Source organism: Stenotrophomonas sp. (genome assembly GCF_050737075.1).
In the GTDB taxonomy this organism is placed as follows: domain Bacteria; phylum Pseudomonadota; class Gammaproteobacteria; order Xanthomonadales; family Xanthomonadaceae; genus Stenotrophomonas.
Map to the genome: position 1 here is coordinate 25,812 of NZ_JBOHXV010000007.1, position 24,025 is coordinate 49,836.

21 protein-coding genes are annotated in these 24,025 nt (G+C 68.1%); 12 read left to right on the forward strand and 9 right to left on the reverse strand.

The features are described from left to right. Positions 1–67: 67 nt before the first annotated feature. From ACREPD_RS02755 to ACREPD_RS02770, 4 genes are all read right to left on the reverse strand, one after another. A complete protein-coding gene (locus ACREPD_RS02755; protein WP_431597865.1) occupies positions 68–1,432 on the reverse strand; it encodes an NAD-dependent succinate-semialdehyde dehydrogenase in 1,365 nt (454 codons plus the stop codon). Between the two features lie 145 nt (positions 1,433–1,577). Next, positions 1,578–2,420 carry an ABC transporter permease subunit gene (locus ACREPD_RS02760; RefSeq protein WP_431597866.1) on the reverse strand — a complete coding sequence of 281 codons (843 nt, stop codon included), beginning with the start codon at positions 2,418–2,420 and terminating at the stop codon, positions 1,578–1,580. Further along, positions 2,417–3,328, reverse strand: coding sequence for an ABC transporter permease subunit (locus ACREPD_RS02765; protein WP_431597867.1), 912 nt, complete (start codon positions 3,326–3,328; stop codon positions 2,417–2,419). Before ACREPD_RS02765 ends, ACREPD_RS02760 begins: the two co-directional genes overlap by 4 nt. Further along, entirely contained in the window at positions 3,325–4,458 is a 1,134-nt protein-coding gene (locus ACREPD_RS02770) for an ABC transporter ATP-binding protein (RefSeq protein ID WP_431597868.1), read from the reverse strand. The genes ACREPD_RS02765 and ACREPD_RS02770 overlap by 4 nt, the downstream gene beginning before the upstream one ends. 417 nt (positions 4,459–4,875) lie before the next feature. Here ACREPD_RS02770 and ACREPD_RS02775 point away from each other — a divergent pair, with 417 nt between their 5' ends. Continuing rightward, positions 4,876–6,240 carry a flavin-containing monooxygenase gene (locus ACREPD_RS02775; protein WP_431597869.1) on the forward strand — a complete coding sequence of 455 codons (1,365 nt, stop codon included), beginning with the start codon at positions 4,876–4,878 and terminating at the stop codon, positions 6,238–6,240. Positions 6,241–6,295: 55 nt separating this feature from the next. On the opposite strand, the gene ACREPD_RS02780 is transcribed toward ACREPD_RS02775, so the two are convergent. Then, positions 6,296–7,402, reverse strand: coding sequence for a polyamine ABC transporter substrate-binding protein (locus ACREPD_RS02780; RefSeq protein WP_431597870.1), 1,107 nt, complete (start codon positions 7,400–7,402; stop codon positions 6,296–6,298). A 157-nt stretch (positions 7,403–7,559) separates the two neighbouring features. Continuing rightward, positions 7,560–9,011, reverse strand: coding sequence for a glutamine synthetase family protein (locus ACREPD_RS02785; protein ID WP_431597871.1), 1,452 nt, complete (start codon positions 9,009–9,011; stop codon positions 7,560–7,562). 193 nt (positions 9,012–9,204) lie between these two features. Between ACREPD_RS02785 and ACREPD_RS02790 the strand changes: the two genes are divergently transcribed. The 3 genes from ACREPD_RS02790 to ACREPD_RS02800 all read left to right on the forward strand — a co-directional run bounded on the left by ACREPD_RS02790 (position 9,205) and on the right by ACREPD_RS02800 (position 12,712). Then, complete coding sequence (locus tag ACREPD_RS02790) at positions 9,205–10,506, forward strand: NAD(P)/FAD-dependent oxidoreductase (RefSeq protein ID WP_431597872.1); 1,302 nt, start codon at positions 9,205–9,207, stop codon at positions 10,504–10,506. A 333-nt stretch (positions 10,507–10,839) separates the two neighbouring features. Continuing rightward, positions 10,840–12,180 (forward strand): diguanylate cyclase, encoded by a 1,341-nt coding sequence (locus ACREPD_RS02795; RefSeq protein WP_431597873.1) that lies wholly within the window; start codon positions 10,840–10,842, stop codon positions 12,178–12,180. Between the two features lie 70 nt (positions 12,181–12,250). After that, positions 12,251–12,712, forward strand: coding sequence for a bacteriohemerythrin (locus ACREPD_RS02800; protein ID WP_431597874.1), 462 nt, complete (start codon positions 12,251–12,253; stop codon positions 12,710–12,712). Here ACREPD_RS02800 and ACREPD_RS02805 read toward each other — a convergent pair. Beyond that, a complete protein-coding gene (locus ACREPD_RS02805) occupies positions 12,693–13,988 on the reverse strand; it encodes an MFS transporter (RefSeq protein WP_431597875.1) in 1,296 nt (431 codons plus the stop codon). The genes ACREPD_RS02800 and ACREPD_RS02805 overlap by 20 nt on opposite strands. 90 nt (positions 13,989–14,078) lie before the next feature. After that, entirely contained in the window at positions 14,079–15,575 is a 1,497-nt protein-coding gene (locus ACREPD_RS02810) for an aldehyde dehydrogenase (protein WP_431597876.1), read from the reverse strand. A gap of 111 nt (positions 15,576–15,686) precedes the next feature. On the opposite strand from ACREPD_RS02810, the gene ACREPD_RS02815 reads away from it, so the two are divergent. The 5 genes from ACREPD_RS02815 (at position 15,687) to ACREPD_RS02835 (ending at position 20,052) form a co-directional block, all read left to right on the forward strand. Further along, a complete protein-coding gene (locus tag ACREPD_RS02815) occupies positions 15,687–17,039 on the forward strand; it encodes an aspartate aminotransferase family protein (RefSeq protein ID WP_431597877.1) in 1,353 nt (450 codons plus the stop codon). A gap of 73 nt (positions 17,040–17,112) precedes the next feature. Next, positions 17,113–17,991, forward strand: coding sequence for a plasmid replication/partition related protein (locus ACREPD_RS02820; protein WP_431597878.1), 879 nt, complete (start codon positions 17,113–17,115; stop codon positions 17,989–17,991). A 108-nt stretch (positions 17,992–18,099) separates the two neighbouring features. Then, positions 18,100–19,392 carry a DUF445 domain-containing protein gene (locus tag ACREPD_RS02825; protein ID WP_431597879.1) on the forward strand — a complete coding sequence of 431 codons (1,293 nt, stop codon included), beginning with the start codon at positions 18,100–18,102 and terminating at the stop codon, positions 19,390–19,392. A gap of 261 nt (positions 19,393–19,653) precedes the next feature. Further along, the gene (locus ACREPD_RS02830) at positions 19,654–19,827 is read left to right on the forward strand and encodes a DUF4124 domain-containing protein (RefSeq protein WP_431597880.1); all 174 of its coding nucleotides are present in this window, start codon (positions 19,654–19,656) and stop codon (positions 19,825–19,827) included. A 48-nt stretch (positions 19,828–19,875) separates the two neighbouring features. Next, complete coding sequence (locus ACREPD_RS02835) at positions 19,876–20,052, forward strand: hypothetical protein (protein WP_431597881.1); 177 nt, start codon at positions 19,876–19,878, stop codon at positions 20,050–20,052. Positions 20,053–20,078: 26 nt separating this feature from the next. Here ACREPD_RS02835 and ACREPD_RS02840 read toward each other — a convergent pair whose 3' ends face one another. Next, positions 20,079–21,314 carry an aminotransferase class V-fold PLP-dependent enzyme gene (locus tag ACREPD_RS02840; protein WP_431597882.1) on the reverse strand — a complete coding sequence of 412 codons (1,236 nt, stop codon included), beginning with the start codon at positions 21,312–21,314 and terminating at the stop codon, positions 20,079–20,081. A 277-nt stretch (positions 21,315–21,591) separates the two neighbouring features. Between ACREPD_RS02840 and ACREPD_RS02845 the strand changes: the two genes are divergently transcribed. The 3 genes from ACREPD_RS02845 to ACREPD_RS02855 are packed head-to-tail and all read left to right on the forward strand — an operon-like array spanning position 21,592 to position 23,875. Further along, on the forward strand, positions 21,592–21,915 hold the full coding sequence (locus tag ACREPD_RS02845; RefSeq protein WP_431597883.1) for a DUF3649 domain-containing protein: 324 nt from the start codon (positions 21,592–21,594) through the stop codon (positions 21,913–21,915). Further along, positions 21,912–23,549, forward strand: coding sequence for a PepSY-associated TM helix domain-containing protein (locus ACREPD_RS02850; RefSeq protein ID WP_431597884.1), 1,638 nt, complete (start codon positions 21,912–21,914; stop codon positions 23,547–23,549). Before ACREPD_RS02845 ends, ACREPD_RS02850 begins: the two co-directional genes overlap by 4 nt. Then, positions 23,546–23,875 (forward strand): DUF3325 domain-containing protein, encoded by a 330-nt coding sequence (locus tag ACREPD_RS02855; protein WP_431597885.1) that lies wholly within the window; start codon positions 23,546–23,548, stop codon positions 23,873–23,875. The genes ACREPD_RS02850 and ACREPD_RS02855 overlap by 4 nt, the downstream gene beginning before the upstream one ends. Positions 23,876–24,025: the final 150 nt, after the last annotated feature.

The following is a 24,025-nucleotide window of genomic DNA, read 5'->3' on the forward strand; positions in this document are numbered from 1 at the left end:
ATCTGCCCGGTACGGAACGACCGTTGCGACCTCGTGGGTAGGGCACGACCGTTGGTCGTGCCGCGCCTCAGGCGACGTAGACGGTTTTGATGTTCATGAACTCGTGGATGCCGTGGTCGGCCAGTTCGCGGCCGAACCCCGAGCGCTTGCTGCCGCCGAACGGCAGCCGTACATCGCTCTTGACGATGGCGTTGACGAACGCGGCGCCGCATTCCAGCCGCTTGGCGATGCGTTCGCCACGCACCGGGTCGCCGCTCCATACGCTGCCGCCGAGCCCGAACGTGGTGTCATTGGCCACCCGCAGCGCGTCATCGTCGTCGCGGACGCGCAGGATCGCCGCCACCGGCCCGAACAGCTCCTCGTCGTAGGCCGGCATGCCCGGCGTCACGTTGTCGAGGATGGTCGCCGGATAGCCCGCATGCGTACCGGCCACCGGCTCGCCGCCAAGCACTACCTTCGCCCCCTTGCCGACGCTGGCCTGCACCTGCTTGTGCAGCTCGTCGCGCAGATCGGCACGCGCCATCGGCGCCAGCGTGGTCTTCTCGTCCTGCGGGTCGCCGTACACCCGCTGCGCCGAGGCGGCCACGAACTTCTCGACGAACGCATCGGCAACGGCATCGACTACGATGAAGCGCTTGGCCGCGATGCAGGTCTGCCCGCTGTTGTCGAAGCGCGACTTCACCGCCGCGGCCACCGTCTTGTCCAGGTCGGCGTCGTCGAGCACCACGAAGGCATCGCTGCCGCCGAGCTCCATGACGCACTTCTTGAGCTGGTCGCCCGCGTTGGCCGCGATCGAGCGCCCGGCGCGCTCGCTGCCGGTCAGCGTGACCGCCTTGACCCGCTTGTCGCGCAGTACCTCGGCGGCCTGGTCGTTGTCGATGTGCAGCACGTCGAACACGCCCTCGGGCAGCCCACCGTCACGGCACACGGCCAGGATCAGGTCGGCGCACTGCGGCACGTTGCTGGCGTGCTTGAGCAGGGCCACGTTGCCGGCCATGAAGGCCGGTGCGAGGAAGCGGAACACCTGCCAGATCGGGAAATTCCACGGCATCACCGCGAATACGCAGCCGATCGGCTCGTAGCGCACGTAGCTGCGCTGGGCCTCGGTGTCGATCAGCTGGGGCTTGAGGTAATCCGCGGCGTGGTCAGCGTAGTACTCGCAGGCCTGCGCGCATTTCTCCACTTCCGCCAGCGCCTCGCCCTTGAGCTTGCCCATCTCGGTGGTCATCGCCTGCTGCAGGTCGTCCTTGCGCGCCCGCAGCTGGGCGGCGATGCCGCGCAGGATCGCGCCGCGCTCCTGCAGTGAGCGCGCCGACCACAGCGGGAAGGCCGTGGCAGCGCCGGCGAGGCGCTGCTCGATCTCGGCAGACTTGAGCAGCTCGTGGCGGTAGGCCACCAGGCCGGTGGCGGGGTTGACGATTTCGACGGTCATCGCGGTGCTCCGAAAGACAGGCACCCATTCTGCGCCCGGCCCTGTGAGCCGGGTGTTGCCGGTGATGGCGGTGATGCGCACGGCGCCGCGACACAACGTCGCGGTGGGGTGGACCGCACCGACGGCGGCCGGGCAGAGCCCGGCGCTACCGGTCTTGTAGCGCCATCTGCATGTCGCGCTGGCGGCGCTTCTCGCTGCGCGAGGTGATGAACCAGCCCACCACCGCTGCCACCGACACCGCCAGCACCATCAGCGTGGCCAGCGCGTTGATCTCCGGCTTGATGCCCATCCGCACCGAGGCGAACACCTTCATCGGCAGCGTGGTCGAGTTCGGCCCTGCCACGAAACTGGCGATCACCACGTCGTCCAGCGACAGGGTGAACGCCAGCAGCCAGCCGGCGACCAGCGCCGGCGCGATGATCGGCAGGGTGATCTGGAAGAACACCTTCAGGCGGCTGGCGCCCAGGTCCATCGCCGCCTCTTCCAGCGATCGGTCCAGCTCCTGCAGCCGCGACGACACCACCACCGTCACGAACGACAGGGTGAAGGTCACATGCGCGATCCAGATGCTGGTCACGCCGCGGCGGGGGAAGCCCGGAATGCCGCCCATGGCCACCAGCAGCGTCATCAGCGAGAAGCCCAGGATCACTTCGGGCATCACCAGCGGCGCGGTGATGAGCGCACCGAACAGCGTCTTGCCCGGGAAGCGTTTGAAGCGCGTCATCACCATCGCCGCCATCGTGCCCAGCACGGTGGCCGCGCTGGCCGTCCAGAACGCCACCTTCAGGCTGATCCACAGCGCATCCAGGATCTGCCGGTTGTTGAACAGCTCGCCGTACCAGCGCGTGGAGAAGCCCGACCACACGGTGGCCAGCTTGGACGCGTTGAACGAGTAGATCATCAGCAGCAGGATCGGCAGGTACAGGAAGGCGAAGCCCAGCCCCAGGACCGTCCAGCCCAGCCAGCGGCTGCGCCGCACCATGCTCATGTCAGCTTCCCTTCCAGCTCACGCTGCTGCACCCGGTTGAACAGCAGGATCGGCACCAGCAGCAGCGCCAGCATCACGATCGCCACCGCCGAGGCGGTCGGCCAGTCGCGGTTGTTGAAGAACTCGCCCCACAGCACCCGGCCGATCATCAGCGTGTCCGGGCCGCCGAGCATTTCCGGAATCACGAACTCGCCCACCGCCGGGATCATCACCAGCATGCAGCCGGCGATGATGCCGGTGCGCGACAGCGGCAGCGTGATCTTCAGGAACGCCTGCCACGGCTTCGCACCGAGGTCGTAGGCGGCTTCCAGCAAGCGGTGGTCCAGCTTGACCAGGTTGGCATACAGCGGCAGCACCATGAACGGCAGGTAGCAGTACACGATGCCGATGTAGGCGGCCGTCGGGGTGTACAGGATCTGCAGCGGCGCATCGATCACCCCGATCTTCAGCAGCAGCTGGTTGAGCAGGCCGTTGCGGTCCAGGATGCCGATCCACGCATACACGCGGATCAGGAACGAGGTCCACGAGGGCAGCACCACCAGCATCATCGCCACGTTGCGTGCGGCCGGGGTCATCCGCGAGATCACGTACGCCATCGGATAGCCGATCAGCAGCGTGAACAGCGTGGCGATCACCGCGATCTTGATCGAACTCAGGTAGGCCAGCAGGTACTGGCTGTCCTTCACCATCGCCGCGTAGTTGCCCAGGTTGAGCTTGAGCGAGAACGCGCCGTCGACGTATTCCAGCAGCCATGTGTACGGCGGCGAGCCGACCTGGGTGCGCGCGAACGAGATCATCAGGATGATCACGAACGGCACCGCGAAGAACAGCAGCAGCCACAGGTACGGCGCGGCGATCACACCGCCGCGCGTCCCGGGGAGCCAGCGCTTCCAGCCAGTCGCGTTCATGCGGTGAGCACCACGCCGTCGTTGTCGCGCCAGTGCACCCACACGCTGTCGCCCCAGGTCAGGCCATCGCTGGCCCAGCGCTGCGAGTTGGCGAAGTTGGACAGCACCTTGGCCCCGCTCGGCAGGCGCACGTGATACACCGAATGGCTGCCAAAGTACGCGATCTCCTCGATCACGCCCTGTGCCTTGTTGGTATCGCCGGCCGGCTCGTCCTTGCCGATCATCACCTTCTCCGGGCGCAGCGCGAACGCGACCGGCTGCCCTTCATACCCGGTGATGCCGTGCGCGACGTAGATCGGCGCCGGGAACAGCGGCGTACGCACGGTGACGTACTCCGGCAGGTCCTCGTCGATCACACCCTCGAACAGGTTGACCGAGCCGATGAAGCTGGCCACGAAGCGGTTCGCCGGCTGCTCGTAGATCTCGTCGGGCTTGCCCACCTGCTGGATCCAGCCCGCGTCCATCACCGCGATGCGGGTGGCCATGGTCATCGCCTCTTCCTGGTCATGGGTGACCATCACGCAGGTCACGCCCGAGGTTTCGATGATGTTGACCAGCTCCAGCTGCATCTGCGAGCGCAGCTTCTTGTCCAGCGCGCCCATCGGCTCATCGAGCAGCAGCAGCTTGGGCCCCTTGGCCAGCGACCGCGCCAGCGCCACGCGCTGCTGCTGGCCGCCGGACAACTGGTGCGGCTTGCGCTTGGCCAGCTTCTGCAGCTGCACCAGTTCCAGCATCTCGCCGACCCGACGGCGGATCGCGTCGCGGGCCAGGCCGTCCTGCTTCAGCCCGAAGGCGATGTTCTGCTCCACCGACATGTGCGGAAACAGCGCGTAGGACTGGAACATCATGTTGAGTGGCCGCTGGTACGGCGGCAGCGCGTTGATGCGCTGGCCATCCAGATCGATCGTGCCGGCGGTGGGGGTCTCGAATCCGCCCAGGCAGCGCAGCAGGGTCGACTTGCCGCTGCCCGAGCCGCCCAGCAGCGCGAAGATTTCGCCCTTTTTCACGTCCAGGCTCACATCGTCGAGCGCGACGAAGCCGTCGAACTCCTTGCGCAGCGCGCGGATGGACAGATAGCCCGGCTCCAGGACCGGGACGACCTCGCCTTCCGGCTTGGCTTCAAATGGCATGGGCAGCGGCTCCAGGAGCGGCGTCAGGACGGGGGGATGGCCCATTTTAGCGGCCGTTGGCGACAGCAGCGATACCGGATCGTGGTTTTGGGGGGGGCCGGGACGGGTTCGCCCCCGCCCAACCTAATCAGGCCCGTGCCGAGAGGGGGTGAACATGCGCCGCTGCACAGAGGCGGCTTGACACGGCCGCGCCCTGAGCAGCTGGCCGTCGGGCCGGTTGCGAACCCGGCGCTGACGTTTGCGGTCACGTGCGGGGGCGAATCGCCCGGTTTCTTGATCGGCACCCCACCTTGCGCGCAGCCGGGTGTGCGCCTTACGCGGCCCGTCACAGTCTGGAGGAGATCGCGTTGACGCTGCGGCGGCGGGAAGGCGATATCTGCGTGGACGGCGCACGCGCACGAACGCAAGGAGAGAGCCATGCATGCCACTGACGCAACCAACCCGCTCACGGGCAGCGAACGGTCACCCAACGCCCTGCAGCTCGATGTAGCCATCATCGGCGCCGGGCATTCCGGCCTGTCGCTCAGTGCCACGCTGGCCGATGCAGGCGTGGCGCATCGGGTGCTGGAGGCCGAGACCATCGGCGCCAGTTGGAGCCGCCGCTGGGATTCGTTCCGCCTCAACACCCCCAACTTCCTGACCGCCCTGCCCGGCTATCGATACGACGGTCCGGACCCGACCGGTTTCGCCACCGCGCCGGAGGTCATCGACATGCTCACCGGCTACGCACGACGGCGACAGCTGCCCGTGCTGGAAGGCTGCGGCGTGCGCCGGGTGTTCGCCGCCGGCAACGGCTACCGCGTCGAAACCGGCAAAGGGGCTTTCCAGGCCCGCTGCGTGGTCGTGGCCACCGGCGAGTACCGACAGCCGCGCTGGCCACAGGTGTTCTTCTCGCCCGCCGCCGGGCTGGAGGTGGTTCACTCCCGCGATTATCGGCGCCCGCAGCAGCTTGGCCAGGGTGGGGTGCTGGTCATCGGCGGCGGCCAGTCCGGCGCGCAGATCGCGCAGGACCTGCATGCAGCCGGGCGCGAGGTGTTCTGGTCCATGGCCGAGCGCTACTCGCACATCCGAAGGGTCCGCGGCCGGGATTCCATGCACTGGTGGGACATGCAGGGGCTGCTGCACCGGCATGTGCGCGAGCGTCCTGACGTGGTTGCCGGCGTGGCGGGTGCGCTGCAGAAGGCGAGGCGCGCCGAATTCCCCCTCGTATCCGGCACCGGCGCGCTCGGCGGGGGCAGTTCGATCAGCCTGCTGTCGATGCACCGCGACGGCATCGTGCTGCTCGGCAAGCTGGAACAGCTGGACGGCCACATCGCGCACTTCCGCGACGTGCGCCCGCAGATCCGCGCCGCCGTGGCCGGCACGCGTGCGGAGTACAAGCACCTGAATGACATGGCCGATGCGCACTACGCCCGGGTCGACGAAGTGCCGACCGACGACGCCCGCTACCTGCCCGAGGAGGTCTATCTGGAGTGGGAACCCGACGCCTCGCCGCGCTGCCTCCGGCTGGACGCCGCAGGCATCGGCACCGTCGTGGTCGCCACCGGCTTCGAGGCGGAGTGGCCGTGGCTGGATGTGCCTGGCGTGCTCGACTCTCGCGGCTATCCGCTGGGTGACTACGGTGTGTCAGCGCAGCCGGGCCTGTTCTTCATCGGCATGTACAACCTGCAGCGGCCGAGCTCGAACTTCCTGTGCAATGGCGGGCGCGATGCCGCCGAGCTGCTGCCGGCGATCCTGCGCCACCTCGCTGTCGCACCTGCACGCCACAACGCGGTTGCATGAAAAAGGCCGCCGATCTTCACCGGCGGCCCCTCTGTTCGTGTCTCGACCCGTCGCCTCAGCGACCCGTCTTTACCTCGGTCCACAGGCGGGTGTAGAGCTTGTCCACGTCCGGCGGGTTGATCGAGTAGGTGAACATCTTCGCGGCCACGTCGGCCGGCGGGTAGATGGTCGGGTCGGTGCGGATCGCCTCATCCACCAGCGGCGTGGCCGCGCCCACCGGGTTGGCGTAGTGGATGAAGTTGGTGTTGGCGGCCGCGACCTTCGGGTCCAGCAGATAGTTGATGAAGGCATAGGCCGCTTCAGGGTGCTTGGCATCCTTCGGAATGGCCAGCATGTCGAACCACTGCGGCGCGCCTTCCTTTGGAATCGAGTAGGCCACGGTCACGCCGTTGGCCGCTTCGGCGGCGCGGTCGCGGGCCTGGATGATGTCGCCGGACCAGCCCACCACCAGGCAGGTGCCGCCGTTGGCCAGAGAACCCACGTACTGCGAAGAGTGGAAGTTCTGCACGTACGGACGGATGCTCTTGAGCAGGTCGGCCGCCTTCTGGATCACCGCCGGATCATGGCTGTGCGGATCCTCGCCCAGGTAGTGCAGCGCGATCGGAATCATGTCGGCCGGGGTATCCAGGATCGTGATCCCGCAATCCTTCATCTTGGCGATGTTTTCAGGCTTGAAGATCAGGTCCCAGCTGTTGGCGATCTCGGTGCTGCCGCCGAAACGCTCCTTGAGCATCTCCACGTTGTAGCCGATGCCGGTGGTGCCGATCATGTACGGCACGCCGTACTTGTTGCCCGGATCCTGCTGCGCGATGCGCTTCATCATCTCCGGGTCGAGATTGGCCAGGTTCGGGATCTTGCTCTTGTCCAGCGGCAGGAACACGCCGGCCTGGATCTGGCGGCCGAAGAAGTTCAGCGTGGGCACCACGACGTCGTAGCCGCTGCCGCCGGCGAGCAGCTTGGTTTCCACCATCTCATCGCTGTCGAACACATCGTAGGTCACCTTGATGCCGGTGGCCTTCTCGAAATTGGGGATGGTATCTTCGGCGATGTAATCGCTGTAGTTGTAGACGTTCAGCACCTTGCTGTCGTCCTGCTTGGCACCGCCGCCACAGGCGCTGAGCATCGAGACGGCAATGCCGAGGGTGAGGATTCGCAGCTTCATCGGACTCTCCAACAGGTCAGGTGCGAGGGGGAGGAACCGGCCGGGCCGGCGTGACCGGTGCCAGCCTAACGGGCAGGCGACCATTTTCCCAGCACGCGACGCTCACGGCCATGCCTGATCGGGCGGCTGGGCGGCGCAGCGCCCTGCCCCGCGCGGGTCACACATTCAGCAGCAGGAATTCGCGCTCCCAGGAGCTGATCACCCGGAAGAAGGTCTCGTATTCCTTGCGCTTGACCGACACGTAGGCGCGGCAGAAACGCTCGCCCAGCATCTCGCGCAGTTCCGGGCAACGTTCCAGCCCGTCCAGTGCCTCGCCCAGCGAGCGCGGCAGGTCGTAGCCCAGCTCCTTGGCGCTGCCGCTGATCGGCGCGGTGGGCGAGCCCTGTTCGCGGATGCCCAGCAGCCCCGCCGCCAGCGTGGCCGCCATGGCCAGGTAGGGATTGGCGTCGGAGCCGGCGAAGCGGCTCTCCACGCGCATGTTTTCCGGGGTATCCAGCGGCACGCGCAAGCCGCAGGTGCGGTTGTCGAAGCCCCAGTGCACGTTGCTCGGCGACACCTCGCCGAACACCAGGCGGCGGTAGGAATTCACGTTCGGGGCGAAGAACGCCATGGCCGCCGGCACGTACTTCTGCAGGCCGGCCAGGTAGTGCCCGAACAGCGGGCTGAAGTCCTCGCCACCGTTGTCGCCGCTGAACACGTTGTGGCCGTCGCTGATCCGCACCAGGCTCTGGTGGATGTGCATGGCGCTGCCCGGCTCGGTCTCCATCGGCTTGGCCAGGAACGTGGCATACACGCCGTGGCGCATGGCCGATTCGCGCATGGTGCGCTTGAACAGGAACACCTGGTCGGCCAGGTCCATCGCGTTGGCGTGGGTGAAATTGACCTCCAGCTGCGCCGCGCCGGATTCGTGGATCAGCGTGTCCACGTCCAGCTTCATCGCGTCGCAGTAGTCGTACATCAGGTCGAGGATCGGGTCGAACTCGTTGACCGCATCGATCGAGTACGACTGCCGCGCCGTCTCCGGGCGGCCGGAGCGGCCGGCGGGCGGCAGCAGCGGGAAGTCCGGGTCGGTGTTCTTCTGCACCAGGAAGAACTCCAGCTCCGGTGCCACCACCGGGCGCAGGCCCAGCTCGGCGTAGGCGTCCAGCACCCGGCGCAGCACGTTGCGCGGCGCCAGTTCGTGCGGCTCGCCGTGCTTGGTGTAGCAGTCGTGGATCACCTGCGCGGTGGGATCGGTGGCCCAGGGCACCATGCGCACCGTGTCCGGGTCGGGCCGCAGGATCATGTCCGAGTCCGACGGCGAGGTGAGCTCGTAGTAGTCGTCCGGGAACTCGCCGGTGACCGTGGTGGCAAAGATGCCCTCGGGCAGGCGCGTGCCGTAGTCGTGCGAGAACTTGTCGGCGGGGATGATCTTGCCGCGGGCATTGCCGGTGATGTCCGGCACCAGGCATTCCACCTCCGTGATGTGCCGCTCCTTGAGCCAGCGCAGCAGCGCGCTCTCCTGGGCCACGGGCTTGACGGCCTTCTTGCGCGCGGGTGCCTTGCGCGAGGGCGCGGCGGCCTTGCGCGACGGAGTGGGAACTTTGCGCGAACGCGGTCGGGTAGCCATGAAAGGTCTGCTGTGCGGGAGCAACGGCGACAAGCATCGCCGAAGACGTGGAAAGTACCGTGAGCAACCGGGTTCTGGATGACAGGGCCCGGGGCCTGCCTGCACGGTACCCCTGCCCGCCTCACCGCTGCAACCAACCGCCGTCACGGCGGGCGCACCTGTCCTAGACACCGGTTGCTGGCATGCTGTGGGCATGAGCGAGCCCCCGATGAGCCTGGCCGGACAGGCGCATGCACCCAGCTGGTATGCCGACAGCGTGACTGAAACGCCGCTGCGCGCGTCGCTGCGCGGCGACCACGCCACCGACGTGTGCGTGCTCGGTGCCGGCTACACCGGCCTGTCGGCCGCACTGTCGCTGGCCGAGCGCGGCTACCGGGTGACGGTGCTCGAGGCCCATCGCGTGGGCTGGGGCGCGTCCGGCCGCAATGGCGGGCAAGCCATCGTCGGGTACGGCTGCGAGGTGGACACGCTGGAACGGCTGGTCGGCAAGGCCGATGCACGCCGGCTGTTCGACTTCTCGCGCGAGGGCATGGCCCTGCTGCGCCATCGCCTTCGGCACTACGCCATCGACTGCGACTGGCGCGATGGGCATGCCAGCGTACCGATCAACGCGCGCCAGGAGCGTGCGCTGCGCGCGGGCATGGACACCCTGGTGGAGCGCTATGACTACCCACTGCAGTGGTGGGACAGGCAACAGCTGCAGAGCCAGCTCGACAGCCCGCGCTACCGCAGCGCCATGTTCGATGCGGCCAGTGGCCATCTGCATCCGCTGGCCTACGCGCAGGGGCTCGCCCGCGGGGCGGAGGGCCTGGGCGTGGTGATCCACGAGGCCAGCCCCGTCCTCGAACTGGTGCGCGGGGAGCGGCCGCAGCTGCGAACCGCCAGCGGCACCGTGACGGCCAACCAGGTGGTGATTGCCGGCAACGCCTGGCTGCAGGGCATCGCGCCGGAACTGGAGAGCCGGATCATGCCCGTGGGCACCTACATCGGAGCCAGCGCCCCGCTGGGCGAGGAACGCGCGCGGGCGCTGATCCGCAACGACATGGCCGTGGCCGACGTCAGCTGGGCACTGGACTACTTCAAGCTCAGTGCCGACCACCGGCTGCTGTTCGGCGGCCGCGCCAGCTATTCGGCCCTGCCGCCGCCGAACCTGCGCGGCGTAATGACCCGGCGCATGCACCAGGTGTTCCCGCAGTTGGCCGATGTGGGCATGGAGCAGGTGTGGGGCGGCTACGTGGACATCACCCGCAACCGTGCGCCCCATTGGGGCCGGCTGACCCCGAACGTGTATTTCGCGCAGGGGTTTTCAGGGCACGGCGTGGCGGCTACCGGGCTGGCCGGGGCGATCATCGCCGAGGCCATCGCCGGGCAGAACGAACGACTGGATGTATTCGAGCGCATCCCGCATGGGCGGTTCCCCGGTGGGAAGTTGCTGCGCACGCCACTGCTGGTGGCGGCGATGTCCTGGTACAAGCTGCGGGATGTGGTGGGGTAGAGCCACGCCGTGCGTGGCTGCGTTTCGTTCCGGGGTCATGAACGCCTGACGAGCGGCTTCGGATTGTCCAATCGTCGGTCGCATGTTCGGTGCCGTCGTTGCATTGGCTTCGGGTGCTTGTACCGCGCTGCGCGCGGTTGCCACGCATGGCGTGGCACTACGAGTTGTTACGGGGCCATTGAGATTTGGGTCAATCAACACCGTAGAGCCACGCCATGCGTGGCTGCGCCACGTTCGGGGGTTGCCGTTCACAGATCTGCACATTGACCCTAAAGTCGCGTGTGAAGACGCCGATATTCCTTCCGACCCTCTCGGAAATCGAGCGTACGCGACATGCCGGCACTGTTTCAGGGCGCCTTCGACAGCGACCCCGCTGACTCCCTCCCCCAGCGGATCCTGCTGGTGGAGAACTCGCGCACGTTCACCAGCATGCTCAAGGAAGCCATCGAACAGCGGCTGGAGCTGCCCGTGTCGGTGGCCACCACCCTGGCCGAGGCCGGGCGCCTGCTGGACGAGGAGGAAGGCTGGTTCCTGGTCCTGACCGGGCTGGTGCTGGCCGACGGCGACCGCGACAAGGTGGTGGAATACTTCCTGTCACGCGGGCTGCGTACGGTGGTGGTCAGCGGGGTGTACGACGAAGACCTGCGCAAGCGCGTGCTGCAGCAGCAGATCATCGACTACGTGCTGAAGAACACCCCGGGCAGCATCGACTACCTGGTGTGGCTGGTGCAGCGGCTGGAGCGCAACCGCCGCATCGCCGCGCTGGTGGTGGACGACTCGATGTCCGCGCGCATGTACGCCGCCTCGCTGCTGCGCATGTACGGCCATGATGTCTACGAGGCCGCCGACGGCGCCGAAGGGCTGAAGGCGATCGAGGCGCATCCGGCGATCCGGCTGGCCGTGGTCGACCAGGAAATGCCGGGCATGGAAGGGGTGGAATTCACCCGCCGGCTGCGGACCCTGCGCTCGCGCGACAAGGTGGCGGTGATCGGCATTTCCGGCAACACCGACCCCTCGCTGATTCCGCGCTTCCTCAAGAACGGCGCCAACGACTTCCTGCGCAAGCCGTTCTCGCGAGAGGAGTTCTTCTGCCGCGTCTCGCAGAACGTGGACCAACTGGAGCTGATCGGCACGCTGCAGGACCTGGCCACGCGCGACTTCCTGACCGGGCTGCCGAACCGGCGCTGCTTCCTGGAGCAGAGCCAGCGCCAGCTGCCGCAACTGCAGTTGGACGGCGAGCAGGTCGCCGTGGCGATGATCGACATCGATCATTTCAAGCACATCAACGACACCCATGGCCACGAGGCGGGCGACGACGCGCTGCGCGCGGTGGCCGCCGCCGTGGCCGACCATGCACGCGACCAGGACCTCACCGCACGCTTCGGCGGCGAAGAGTTCTGCCTGCTGGTGCCCGGGCTGGAAGAAGACGAGGCCATCGGCTATTTCGAGATCCTGCGCCAGCGCATCGCCGCGCTGGAGGTCGACCTGGGCCATACCACGCTGCGCATGACGGTGAGCATCGGCCTGTGCTGCCTGCGCCCGCAGCGCGACTCGCTGCACCGGCTGATCTCCGAAGCCGACCGCCAGCTCTACCTGGCAAAGGCCGGCGGCCGCAACCGGGTCAACAGCACCCGCGTGACCACTACGGTGCGGGAACCCGCGCTGGCGCCTTGATCCAGATCAACGCGCGGGCGCCCTGCCCTGCCTACAGTCGCTCCCAGTTGAAAAGCACAGGGAACGCGACATGGCACTTCTGGTCTGGCAAGACGACCTGAACATCGGCATCGACGTCATCGACCACCAGCACATGCGGATCGTCGAGATGCTCAACCACCTGCATGTGGCCCAGTCCAGCCTGCACAAGGTGGCGGTGGCCGAGGTGATCGACGAACTGGTGGACTACACCATGTCGCACTTCGCCTTCGAGGAAGAGCTGATGGAGGAAGCCGGCTATCCGTTCTGCGCCGCGCACAAGCGGGTGCACGAGATCTTCGTCAAGCGCGTGGCCGAGTACCGGCTGCGTTTCCAGGCCGGTGAAGATGTCACCGATGAGCTGCGCACGATGCTCTCGCGCTGGCTGTTCAACCACATCCGCGGCGATGACAAGGCCTACGCCGAGTCCGTCAAGCAGCACCTGAACCAGTTCGCCCGCGAGCACCAGCAGGGCAGCTGGCTGGGACGCACGCTCAAGCGGTTCTTCCGCTGAGCCGTGCCGGGCGGCCCATCGCCAGCAGCGCGAGGATGGTCACCACCGCGGTCAGGCACAGGTAGTAGCCGACCGCGACCAGGCCGAACCGCTCGGCCAGCCAGGTCGCCACATACGGGGCGGGCGCGGCGCCGAGGATGCCGGCCAGGTTGAACGACAGCGAGGCACCGGTGTAGCGCACCTGCACCGGGTAGATCTCCGCCAGGAACGTGCCGCACGGCCCGTAGGTCAGGCCCATCAGGAACAGGCCGAGCGACAGGAAGCCCAGCACCATCCACGGGCTGCCGGCCTGGAACAGGGGCGCGAACACCACGCCGAAGCCCAGGATCAGGCCGCTGGCCACGATCATCGTGCGCCGCGTTCCCCAGCGGTCGCCGTACATGGCCGAAAGCGGGATGCCCAAGGCGAAGAACAGGATGCCCACCATCTGCATCAGCAGGAACTGCTCGCGCGTGTAGTGCAGCACGGTGGTGCCGTAGCCCAGGGTGAACACCGTCATCAGGTAGAACAGCACGAACGTGGCGAAGGCCCCCAGCGTGCCCAGCACCAGGCTGCGGAAGTGATGGCGGAACACGGTCCACATCGGCAGCCGCACCCGCTCGTTGCGGTCCAGCGCCGCCTGGAACTGCGGGGTCTCGTGAATGTTCAGGCGCACCCACAGACCCACCGCCACCAGCAGCGAACTGGCCAGGAACGGGACGCGCCAGCCCCACTGCAGGAAGTCCGCATCGCTCATCGCGCGACCCAGCAGCAGGAAGATGCCGGCCGACAGCAGGAAGCCCAGCGGCGCGCCCAACTGCGGAAACATGCCGTACCAGGCGCGCTTGCCGGGCGGTGCGTTTTCCGTCGCCAGCAGCACCGCACCGCCCCATTCGCCGCCGAGGCCAAGGCCCTGGCCGAACCGGCACAGCGCCAGCAGCGCCGGCGCCACCAGGCCGATGCTGGCATGCGTGGGCAACAGGCCGATCGCTACCGTGGACACGCCCATGGTCAGCAGCGCCGCCACCAGCGTGGCCTTGCGTCCGATGCGGTCGCCGTAGTGGCCGAACACCGCCGAACCGACCGGCCGGGCGATGAAGGCCACCGCGAAGGTCGCCAGCGACTGCAGCAGTGCGGCACCGTCACTGCTGTCGGGGAAGAACAGGTGCGGGAACACCAGCACCGCCGCCGTGGCGTAGATGTAGAAGTCGAAGAACTCGATGGTGGTGCCGATCAGGCTGGCCAGCAGGATGCGGCGGGGAGAATTGACGGCATTTGCAGCGGCAGGAGTGGACATCGTTCACGCACGGGATATTCAGCTGCCCGATTCTGCCACGCCGGTCGCGCCACACGGCGGGATGGTTGCACAAGCAACGGTAACGCCGGGTCACAATTTGATCCAGGTCGCCTTGAGCTCGGTGTACTTGTCGAAGGCATGCAGCGACTTGTCGCGGCCGATGCCGGACTGCTTGTAGCCGCCGAACGGCGCGGTCATGTCGCCCCCATCCCACTGGTTGACCCACACGCTGCCGGCACGCAGCTGGCGCGCGACCCGGTGCGCGCGGCCGAGGTCGCGCGTCCACAGTCCCGCCGCCAGACCGTACGGGGAATCGTTGGCCATTCGCAGCGCATCTTCCTCGCGGTCGAAGCCCATCACCGCCAGCACGGGCCCGAAGATCTCCTCGCGGGCGATCACGTGTCCAGCATCGACCTCGTCGAAGACGGTGGGCTGCAGGTAGCTGCCACCGGCCACCACCTCCACCCGCTTGCCACCCAGCAGCAACCGCGCGCCTTCGGCCTCCCCGCGGGCGATGTAGTCCAGCACCTGCCCGGCATGGGCGTTGTCGACCAGCGCCCCCATGGGCGCCTGCGGCTCGAACGGGTGCGCCGGCTGCATGCGGCGCGCATGGGCCAGCACGCGGGCGACGAATTCGTCTTGGATCGAACGCTGCACCAGCAGCCGCGACGCGGCGGTACAGACTTCGCCCTGGTTGTAGAAGATGCCGATCGCCGCCGCCTCGGCGGCGGCGTCCAGGTCCGGCGCATCGGCGAACACCAGGTTGGCGCTCTTGCCGCCGCACTCCAGCCAGGTGCGCTTGAGGTTGGAGCGCCCGGCGCACTGCAGCAGGTGCTTGCCTACCTGGGTGGAACCGGTGAACGCCAGCGCATCCACGTCCATGTGCAGGGCCAGTGGCTCGCCCGTGCGCTGGCCGTGACCCGGCAGCACGTTGAACACGCCGTCCGGCACGCCCGCCTCGGCCACCAGCGCGGCCAGCCGGATCGCACTCAGCGGCGAGCGTTCGGAGGGCTTGAGCAGCACCGAGTTGCCGGCCGCCAAGGCGGGGGCGATCTTCCAGGTGGCCATCAGCAGCGGGAAGTTCCACGGCACGATCGCGGCGACCACCCCGACCGGTTCGCGGGTGACCAGCCCCAGCGTATCCAGCGCGGTGGGCGCAATCTCGCCGTAGATTTTGTCGACCGCCTCGGCGGTCCAGCGCAGGCAGCGCACCGCGCCGGCCAGGTCGTCATGCAGGGCATCGCGGACCGGCTTGCCCATGTCCAGGCTTTCCAGCAACGCCAACTCCTCGGCGTGCTGTTCGACCAGCTCGGCCAGCCGCAGCAGGATCTTCCTGCGCTGCGTGGGCGCCGCGCGCGACCACTGCCCGCCATCGAAGCTGCGCCGGGCGGCGGCCACCGCGCGGTCCACGTCCTGTGCGGCGCAGTCGGCCACCCGCGTCACCACGCGTCCGTCGATCGGGCTGATGCAGTCGAACCGCGCCCCGTCGGCGGCATCCACGTAACGCCCGTCGATGAAGGCACGGCCTTCCAGCACCAGCGCATCGGCGCGTTGCTGCCAGGTCTCGCGGCTGGAATGTGCGTCCATGAATGGCTCCACTACTGACCGGAAAGGCCACCGTTATACCCGCTGCCCTCACAGCGCTTCGTGATGCAACTGCGATAGAGTCGTTGGCATCCGGAGCCCACGGAGTCGCCCATGCCGCACACCGAATTGCCGCCGTCGTCGCTGTCCCAGCAGGCCCCGGCGGCACTGGATGCCTGGTGGATGCCGTTCACCGCCAACCGTCAGTTCAAGGCGGCGCCACGCCTGCTGGTGCGTGCCGAGGGCATGTACTACCACGACGTGGACGACCGCCCGATCCTCGACGGCGCTGCCGGTTTATGGTGCTGCAATGCCGGCCATGCACGGCCGCGCATCGTGCAGGCCATCCAGGCGCAGGCCGCCACGCTGGATTTCGCGCCGCCGTTCCAGATGGGCTCGCCCCTGCCCTTCGTGCTGGCGCAGCGGCTGGCCGCACTGGCGCCGGGACCGCTGAACCACGCGTTCTTCACCAATTCCGGTTCGGAGGCAGTGGATACGGCGATGAAGATCGTGCTCGGCTACCACCGCCTGCGCGGCGAGGGTCAGCGCACCCGCTTCATCGGCCGCGAGAAGGCCTACCACGGGGTCGGCTTCGGCGGCCTGTCGATCGGCGGCCTGCCCAACAACCGCAAAGGCTTCGGTCCGTTGCTGGCGGGCAGCGATTTCCTGCGCCACACCCTGGACCTGTCACGCAATGCGTTCACCCCCGGCCTGCCCCGGCACGGCGCGGAGCTGGCCGAGGACCTGGAGCGGCTGATCGCGCTGCACGACGCCTCGACCATCGCAGCGGTATTCGTCGAACCCATCGCCGGTTCGGCCGGGGTGATCCTGCCGGCGCCGGGCTACCTGCAGCGCCTGCGCGAGATCTGCGACCAGCACGGCATCCTGCTGGTGTTCGACGAGGTGATCACCGGCTTCGGCCGCGTTGGCCATGCGTTCGCGGCACAGCGCTTCGGCGTCACCCCCGACCTGCTCACCCTGGCCAAGGGCCTCACCAACGGCGCGGTGCCGATGGGCGCGGTGATGGTCTCCGACGCCATCCACGCCGCCTACATGCAGGGTCCGCCCGGCGCCATCGAGCTGTTCCACGGCTATACCTATTCAGGCCACCCGCTGGCCTGCGCGGCCGCGCTGGCGGCGCTGGACACCTATGCGGCCGAAGGCCTGTTCGACCGCGCCATCGAGCTGGGCGAGTACTGGCAGACCCGCCTGCACAGCCTGCGCGGGTTGCCGAATGTGGTGGACATCCGCAATTTCGGCCTGATCGGCGCGGTGGAGCTGGCCGCACGCAAGGACGCGCCCGGCGGCCGCGGTTACGAGGTGTTCGAGCGCTGCTTCCGCGACGGCCAGCTGCTGGTGCGCTGCACCGGCGATGTGATCGCCTTGTCGCCGCCGCTGATCATCGACCGGGAGCAGATCGACCGGCTGGTGGACGTGCTGGGCGAGATGATCCGCGCCACCGGGTGACAGCGTCAGGCAGGGTCCGGCACGGCGCGACGGGTACAATGGGCGGTCAATAACCGCTCGCCTCCCGGATTGCATGGACATCGTCGTCAAAGAAGAACTCAAGGCCTATATCGATCCGCTCACCGCCGACGAACACGACGCGCTGGAGCGCAGCATCCTGGCCGAGGGCTGCCGCGACGCGCTGGTGCTGTGGAACGACGTGCTGGTGGACGGACACAACCGCTACGGCATCTGCCAGAAGCACGACCTGCCGTTCCAGACCGTGCAGAACACGCGTTTCCAGTCGATGGACGACGTGCACCTGTGGATGATCGAGCAGCACCTGGGCCGGCGCAGCGTGTCCGACTTCCAGCGCGGCGTGCTGGCACTGCGCAAGCGCGACATTCTGGCCGAGCGCCACCGTGCCGAGCAGGCGCAGCTGCAGAAGGAAAGCGACGGCGAGGCTACCGATGCCACGCCGGAAGGCAATGAGGACAGCCCGCCGTGGGCGCCGGCCACCAAGGTCAGCCGCGCCGACATGGCGCGCGAAGCCCGGCTGAGCAGCAGCCAGGTGACGATGATCGAGCGCATCCACAAGCAGGCGGCGCCCGAGCTGGTGGAGGCGGTCAAGAGCGGCGTGATCTCGATCAGCGCCGCAGCCGCCGTGGCCGCGCTGCCGGAAGATGAACAGCGCGCGGCCGCCGTGGCCGGCAAGGACGAACTGAAGCAGGCCGCCAAGCGCGTGCGCGAGGCCAAGCGCAAGCCGCGCAAGCCGGTGCAGGAGGTGCTGCACAGCCCCGATGGCGACCTGGAGATCGACGCCAGCCGCGAAGCCGAGGTCGCCGACGCCCTCAACGCACTGGGCGAAGGCCCGGCCGAGCTGCGCCAGCGGGTGATTGCGCTGACGCTGGAGAACGATGCGCTGCGCGCGCAATTGACGATGCTTCGCCGACAGGTCGCCGAAGCGGCGTAGTGCCACCCCATGGGTGGCAACCGCAATAGACTTCGGCGAAGAATCCGTGGTTGCCGGCCATGGGCCGGCACTACCGCGTCGTCATTCGACGCTGGGTAGACTTGGAGCATGAATTACACGCCCCCGGTTGACCCACGCCGCGCGCAGCTGCGCCGCCTCAAGGCCATCGCCCTGGCGATGCTGCTGGCCATGCTGGCCGGTTTCGTCATCAGCCATCTGCAGGGCGAACGCGGCATCTGGGCCTGGGTCTCCGCGTTCTGCGAGGCCGCGGCGGTGGGTGCGCTGGCGGACTGGTTCGCGGTGGTGGCGCTGTTCCGCCGTCCGCTGGGCCTGCCGATTCCGCATACCGCGATCATCCCGCACAGCAAGGAGCGCATCGCCGACAGCCTGGCGGTGTTCGTGCGCGACCAGTTCCTGGAGCCGCAGGCACTGCTGGCGCGGCTGCAGGTCTTCGACCCGGCCAGCCGGCTGGGCAGCTGGCTGGCCGACCCCGCCCGTTCGCGGCTGCTGGCCGACATGGCGCGCGGCTGGGCGCTGCAGGCGCTGGACTTCCTGGACGAGGCGGCGGTACGGCGCAGCATCCAGGCATTCGTGGTCGAACAGCTGCGCCAGTGGAACGCCGCCGCCACCGCCGGCGAACTGCTGGGGCTGCTGACCGCCGACAACCGCCACCAGCGCGTGCTCGATGAAGGCCTCACCCGGATCAGCGAGTGGCTGGACAACGAGGCGGTCAAACAACGCGCGTCCGAGCTGATCGTGCGCTATATCCAGCGCGAATGGCCGAAGCTGGCCAGCACGGTCAACTGGGTCAAGCCGATCGACGAGATTGGTGACAGCCTGGCCGAGCGGATGGCGCATGCGGTGCTGGCCGAACTGCAGCAGATCCTGGCCGAGCCCGCGCACCCGTTGCGGCGCGACTACGAGACCTGGCTGGGCGACTACATCCAGCGCCTGCGCAGTGACCCGGCGCTGGCCGAGAAGGTCGACCAGCTCAAGCAGCAGGTCATCGACCATCCGGCCGTGCAGGAATACGTGCAGGGCCTGTGGGCACGCATCCACGCCAGCCTGCGGGCCGACCTGTCACGCGAGGACTCGGCGCTGGCGGGCTACCTGCACCGCAGCCTGGCGAAGATCGGCCAGGCGCTGCAGGACGACCCCTCGCTGCGCGAGGCACTCAACCAGCACCTGATGGACGGTGCCGAGCGGCTGACCAGCCGCCTGCGCGACGGGGTCACCACCCATATCGCGCAGACGATGAAGGGCTGGGACGAGCGCCATCTGGTGGAACAGCTGGAACTGAGCGTCGGCCGCGACCTGCAGTTCATCCGTTTCAACGGCACGCTGGTGGGTGGGTTGATCGGGTTGCTGCTGCATGCCCTCACGGTGTGGATGCACTGGTAGGTCACGCAAGGAACGGCGTCGCCGTTCCTAACGTCGGACCCGACGGCCCGAAGGGTGCCCGGCCTTGGCGGGCATACCGTTGGTCGTGACCGGCGGGACCGTCGGTTGACGGTCACGACCAACGGTCGTGACCTACCGGATGCGGCATCCGTCGACGGTGGTCGTGACGCCGGGAGGTTGACAGTTTGACCGGGTGTTTTTGCGACGGGGTTCGCGTATTCTGCCGCGCATTCAGGGCTGGAGTGGCCCACCGGGGGATCCATGCGAAGGACGATCGTGATGCTGGCGCTGTGCGCGCTGGCCGGCAATGCCCATGCCGGGCGCGTGTACAAGTGCCTGGCCAACGGCCAGACCATCTACCAGACCGTGCCCTGCGCACCCGAGCACGACACCGGCGTGACCCGGCCCATCACCCGGGACCCCAACCTCACCTGAGAAGAGCGCACCCGCGCCCAGCGTGACCTGTACCAGGCGCGCCGCCGCATGCAGGAAGATGCGGGGCGCGGCCAGCCGCCGGTGCGCGGGTCGGTGATCGACGGTGCGGCCAATCCCGAGCAGTGCGAAGAACTGCGCGCGCGCCGCCAGATCAGCCAGATATTCGGCCGCCCGACGCCGCAGCGCATCAACGACGACATCACCCGGGCCTGCGCGGCGCGCTGAGCCCGGGTGTCGCGTCGCCCGCCGCGCTACCCCGCCACCGCGCGTACCGCCTGCACCAGCGCGTCGATCTGCGTCGGCGTACTGAAGATCCCCGGGGTGACGCGCAGGCAGGCACCGGAAGCCAACCCCTCGCGCGCCACCACGAACACACGCGACTGCACGAGCATGCGTTCGGCGGTGGCGGCGTTGGCGTCCATGTCCCGCTGACCCCGCAGCCGGAACGCGGCAATCGCGCTGGACAGGCGCGGGTCCGCACTGGCCAGCAGCTGCACCCGCGCATCGTCGCGCAATGCATCCAGCCATTGGTTGCGCAGGCGCAGCAGCCGCGCGCGCTTGTTCGCCACGCCGATGCGCTGGTGCAGCGCCAACGCCACCGGCAGCGCCATGCAGGCCGCGAAATTGACGGTGCCGGTATGCAGGCGGGTGCGGATGTCGTCATTGTCCGGCTCCCCCATGTAGGGGTCCAGGTCACGCACGCGTCCACGCCGCACGTACATGGCGCCCAGGCCGACCGGCGCACCAAACCACTTGTGCAGATTGATGCCGACGAAGTCCGCGCCGAGTTCGCGCAGCGGTGTGTCCACCTGGCCGATGCCGTGGGCCGCATCGAGGACCACGTCCACGCCCGCCGCGCGGGCCAGCGCGCAGATCTCCGCCACCGGCAGCAGCATGCCGTTGCGGTGGTTGACCTGGGTGAGCAGCAGCAGACGCGTGCGCGGATAGCGCGCCAGGGCCTGGCGGTAGGCATCGACGATGCCGTCGTGGTCGAACGGCTCGGGCAACGCAATGCGCTGCACCTCCACGCCACGGCGCTGCTGCAGCCACTGCATCGCACTGACCATGCTGTCGTAGTCGATGTCGGCATACAGCACGCCATCGCCGGGCGCGAGCCGGCGATATCCGCCGATCAACAACTGCATCGCCTCGGTCGCCCCCCGGGTCAGCACGATCTCGTCGGACGCCACGCCCAGCACCTGCGCCAACTGCGCGCGCGCCTGTTCGAACAGCGCCGGAAAGGTACGCCGCCCGAACCAGGCGTTGCCCTCGTTCACCGTGACCGTGGCCTGCTGGTAGGCCTGCAGGACCGGGTTGGCCATGGCGCCCCAGTAGCCGTTGTCGAGCATGACCACCTCGTCGGTCAGCGCGTACAGGGCCCGTATCTGGTCCCACCAGCCTTCGTCGAGTGCCAGCTCCGCGGGGTCGCATCCCGCGTGATCAGGCAACGCCTCAACGGTCTCCAGCCAACGCTCTGCTTCGTTCATGCCGCCAGTATCGCAGCGAAGCCATCGATCCTGCTTGCCCTCTCAAATGATAATGCCTATCATTACAGAATCCGCTGCACGCTCAGCCGCACCCCCGGAACCGCTCCCGCGCACGCGCCCCTCGATGGGCTGCACCGCGCTGCGCGCACCCCGGGGCGCGACGTTCTCCAGGGAAACCACCGTTACGCGCGGTGGCTGGGCCAAGGACGGCCACCTATCACCCGTCACCGGCCCTTGCCGCTGACGCCCGTTGCAGGACCCGACATTGCAGGAACCCGTGGAAAGCACGCCTGACGCCCGCTGGTTGAACCGTTTCGGACAGTACCTCGCCCGTCCCTGGCTGGGCGTGCTGTCACGCACGCTGGCCGCCATCGTCGGCGGCTACGCACTGGCGGCAACGTGTTCGATGTTCTTCGCCGTCGCCCTGCCCGTCGCGCGCGCGCAGGCGGTGTTGACCGGGATGCTGGTGGCCATCGTGCTGTGCGCCTGCGCGGCATTGTGGGCCTTCGCCACGCGCACCGCCCTGCGCGCCTGGCTGGGCATCGCGCTGCCGACAGCGCTGTTCTGGTTGGGCACGATCGTGCTGGGAGCACGCGCATGAAGAATGGATTCCGCCAGTCGATGGCCTGGCTGCACACCTGGACCGGGTTGCTGGTGGGCTGGCTGCTGCTGCTGATCTTCATGGCCGGTACGGCGAGCTACTACCGCGAGGAAATCAGCCGCTGGATGCGACCGGAGCTGCCGCGCACACACGTGGCCGCCGACGTTGCCGCCGCGCGCGCGCTCGCGTTCCTCGAACACAAGGCGCCGCAGGCCGACAGCTGGAACGTGACCCTGCCCGACCCACGCAACCCGGCCATGCGCATGTTCTGGCGCAATCCGGAATCCATGGTCAAGCCGCCGGTCGAAGGCGAGAAGCGCCGCCGTGGCGGTGGTCGCTTCGGCGACGCCACCGTGGACCCGGCCAGCGGCCAGGAAGTGGCGGCGCGTGAAACGCGCGGGGGCGACTTCTTCTACCGGCTGCATTTCGACCTGCACTACATCCCGGTGCTGTGGGCGCGCTACCTGGTCGGTTTCTGCGCGATGTTCATGCTGGTGGCGATCATCACCGGGGTGATCACCCACAAGAAGATCTTCAAGGACTTCTTCACCTTCCGCCCGGAAAAAGGCCTGCGTTCCTGGCTGGACTTCCACAACGTCAGCGCGGTCATGGCCCTGCCCTACCACGCCATGATCACCTATACCGGCATCGTGACCTTGATGTTCATGTACCTGCCGTGGGGCGTGAACGTGGCCTACCCGAAGGACCCGGACGCGTTCTTCAGCGAGGCCTTCGCGCGCCTGGCCGACGTGGACGGTCCGGCCGAGGGTCGCGCGCCGTCGCTGCCGGTGCAGCAGTTGCTCGACAGCGCGCGCGCCGAATGGAAGGGCGCCGAGGTCAGCGGCTTCACCGTGTTCCGCCCGGGCGCGGGCAACGCGGTCATCGACATCTACCAGCGTGACGGCAAGCGCCTGTCGGTGGACACGCCGTCGCTGCGCTACAACGCGGTGAGCGGCGCGCTGATCGAGGGCAGCCCGTTGTCCGGCGGCGCCACCCAGACCCGTGGGGTGATGTACGGCCTGCACCTGGCGCGGTTCGCCGACTGGGGACTGCGCGCGCTGTTCTTCCTGTGCGGCCTGGTCGGCTGTTTGATGGTGGCCAGCGGCGTGGTGCTGTGGGCGGTCAAGGAGCGCCCCAAGCACGCCAAGTCCGGTCGCATCGGCTTCGGGCTGCGCCTGGTCGATGCGCTCAACATTGGCGCCGTGGCCGGCCTGCCGATCGCTTTCGCCGCGTACTTCTGGGGCAATAGGCTGCTGCCGGTGCAGCTGGCCGAACGCGCCGATGCCGAAGCCAACGTGTTCTTCTATGCGTGGGGCGCCGCCCTGCTGGCCGCCTTCGTCTGGCCCAAGCGGCTGATGTGGGCGTGGCAGCTGTACCTGGGTGCCGCGATGTTTGCGTTGATTCCGCTGCTCAACGCGCTGACTACCCATGCGCATCTGGGCGTGACCCTGCGCAACGGCGACTGGGTGCTGGCCGGGTTCGATCTGGTGATGCTCGCCTTCGGCGCGATGCTGGCCTACTGCGGCCTGCGCATGCAGCGCTGGCAGCCGGCGCTGAGTGCGGCCGAGAAGAAGAAGCGCCAGGCCGCTGTGGCGGCGGCCACGGCACGTGCACCTGCGGAGGCCGGCGCATGATGCTGCTGGCGATCACGTTGAGCTTCGCTGCGTTCGCCGCGTTGTCGCTGGCGATGGAGAAGCATCAGCTGGAGCTTTACGGAAAAGCGGCGGCCGCCCGTGCACGCCCGCGCCTGTGGCGCTGGCTGGGCTGGGTGTTGCTGGGCCTGGCGTTCGGCATCTGCGTGGCCGATCACGGCTGGGCCGCTGGCCCGGTGCTGTGGCTGGGGGCGATGACGATCAGCGGTCTGGTGATCGCGTTCGGCCTATACCCGTGGCGCCCGCGCTGGTTGATGCCGCTGGCGTGCGCGCTGCCGGTGCTGGGGTTGATTGCCGCGGTGGTGTAACTGCCGACGGGCACCGACTGGATGGATCCCGACGGGGTAGAGCCGACTGTTAGTCGGCTGGCTTCGTGCCGGCGGGGAGCAGCCGACTAACAGTCGGCTCTACCCCGTCGCCTCTACCCAGTCGAATCCCCCGTCGGGGTCGCGTTGCCC

Bases quoted from the DNA above. Each gene is read 5' to 3' on its own strand.
- ACREPD_RS02755 (WP_431597865.1), bottom strand. From the start codon at position 1,432: ATGACCGTCGAAATCGTCAACCCCGCCACCGGCCTGGTGGCCTACCGC.
- ACREPD_RS02760 (WP_431597866.1), bottom strand. From the start codon at position 2,420: ATGAGCATGGTGCGGCGCAGCCGCTGGCTGGGCTGGACGGTCCTGGGG.
- ACREPD_RS02765 (WP_431597867.1), bottom strand. From the start codon at position 3,328: ATGAACGCGACTGGCTGGAAGCGCTGGCTCCCCGGGACGCGCGGCGGT.
- ACREPD_RS02770 (WP_431597868.1), bottom strand. From the start codon at position 4,458: ATGCCATTTGAAGCCAAGCCGGAAGGCGAGGTCGTCCCGGTCCTGGAG.
- ACREPD_RS02775 (WP_431597869.1), top strand. From the start codon at position 4,876: ATGCATGCCACTGACGCAACCAACCCGCTCACGGGCAGCGAACGGTCA.
- ACREPD_RS02780 (WP_431597870.1), bottom strand. From the start codon at position 7,402: ATGAAGCTGCGAATCCTCACCCTCGGCATTGCCGTCTCGATGCTCAGC.
- ACREPD_RS02785 (WP_431597871.1), bottom strand. From the start codon at position 9,011: ATGGCTACCCGACCGCGTTCGCGCAAAGTTCCCACTCCGTCGCGCAAG.
- ACREPD_RS02790 (WP_431597872.1), top strand. From the start codon at position 9,205: ATGAGCGAGCCCCCGATGAGCCTGGCCGGACAGGCGCATGCACCCAGC.
- ACREPD_RS02795 (WP_431597873.1), top strand. From the start codon at position 10,840: ATGCCGGCACTGTTTCAGGGCGCCTTCGACAGCGACCCCGCTGACTCC.
- ACREPD_RS02800 (WP_431597874.1), top strand. From the start codon at position 12,251: ATGGCACTTCTGGTCTGGCAAGACGACCTGAACATCGGCATCGACGTC.
- ACREPD_RS02805 (WP_431597875.1), bottom strand. From the start codon at position 13,988: ATGTCCACTCCTGCCGCTGCAAATGCCGTCAATTCTCCCCGCCGCATC.
- ACREPD_RS02810 (WP_431597876.1), bottom strand. From the start codon at position 15,575: ATGGACGCACATTCCAGCCGCGAGACCTGGCAGCAACGCGCCGATGCG.
- ACREPD_RS02815 (WP_431597877.1), top strand. From the start codon at position 15,687: ATGCCGCACACCGAATTGCCGCCGTCGTCGCTGTCCCAGCAGGCCCCG.
- ACREPD_RS02820 (WP_431597878.1), top strand. From the start codon at position 17,113: ATGGACATCGTCGTCAAAGAAGAACTCAAGGCCTATATCGATCCGCTC.
- ACREPD_RS02825 (WP_431597879.1), top strand. From the start codon at position 18,100: ATGAATTACACGCCCCCGGTTGACCCACGCCGCGCGCAGCTGCGCCGC.
- ACREPD_RS02830 (WP_431597880.1), top strand. From the start codon at position 19,654: ATGCGAAGGACGATCGTGATGCTGGCGCTGTGCGCGCTGGCCGGCAAT.
- ACREPD_RS02835 (WP_431597881.1), top strand. From the start codon at position 19,876: ATGCAGGAAGATGCGGGGCGCGGCCAGCCGCCGGTGCGCGGGTCGGTG.
- ACREPD_RS02840 (WP_431597882.1), bottom strand. From the start codon at position 21,314: ATGAACGAAGCAGAGCGTTGGCTGGAGACCGTTGAGGCGTTGCCTGAT.
- ACREPD_RS02850 (WP_431597884.1), top strand. From the start codon at position 21,912: ATGAAGAATGGATTCCGCCAGTCGATGGCCTGGCTGCACACCTGGACC.
- ACREPD_RS02855 (WP_431597885.1), top strand. From the start codon at position 23,546: ATGATGCTGCTGGCGATCACGTTGAGCTTCGCTGCGTTCGCCGCGTTG.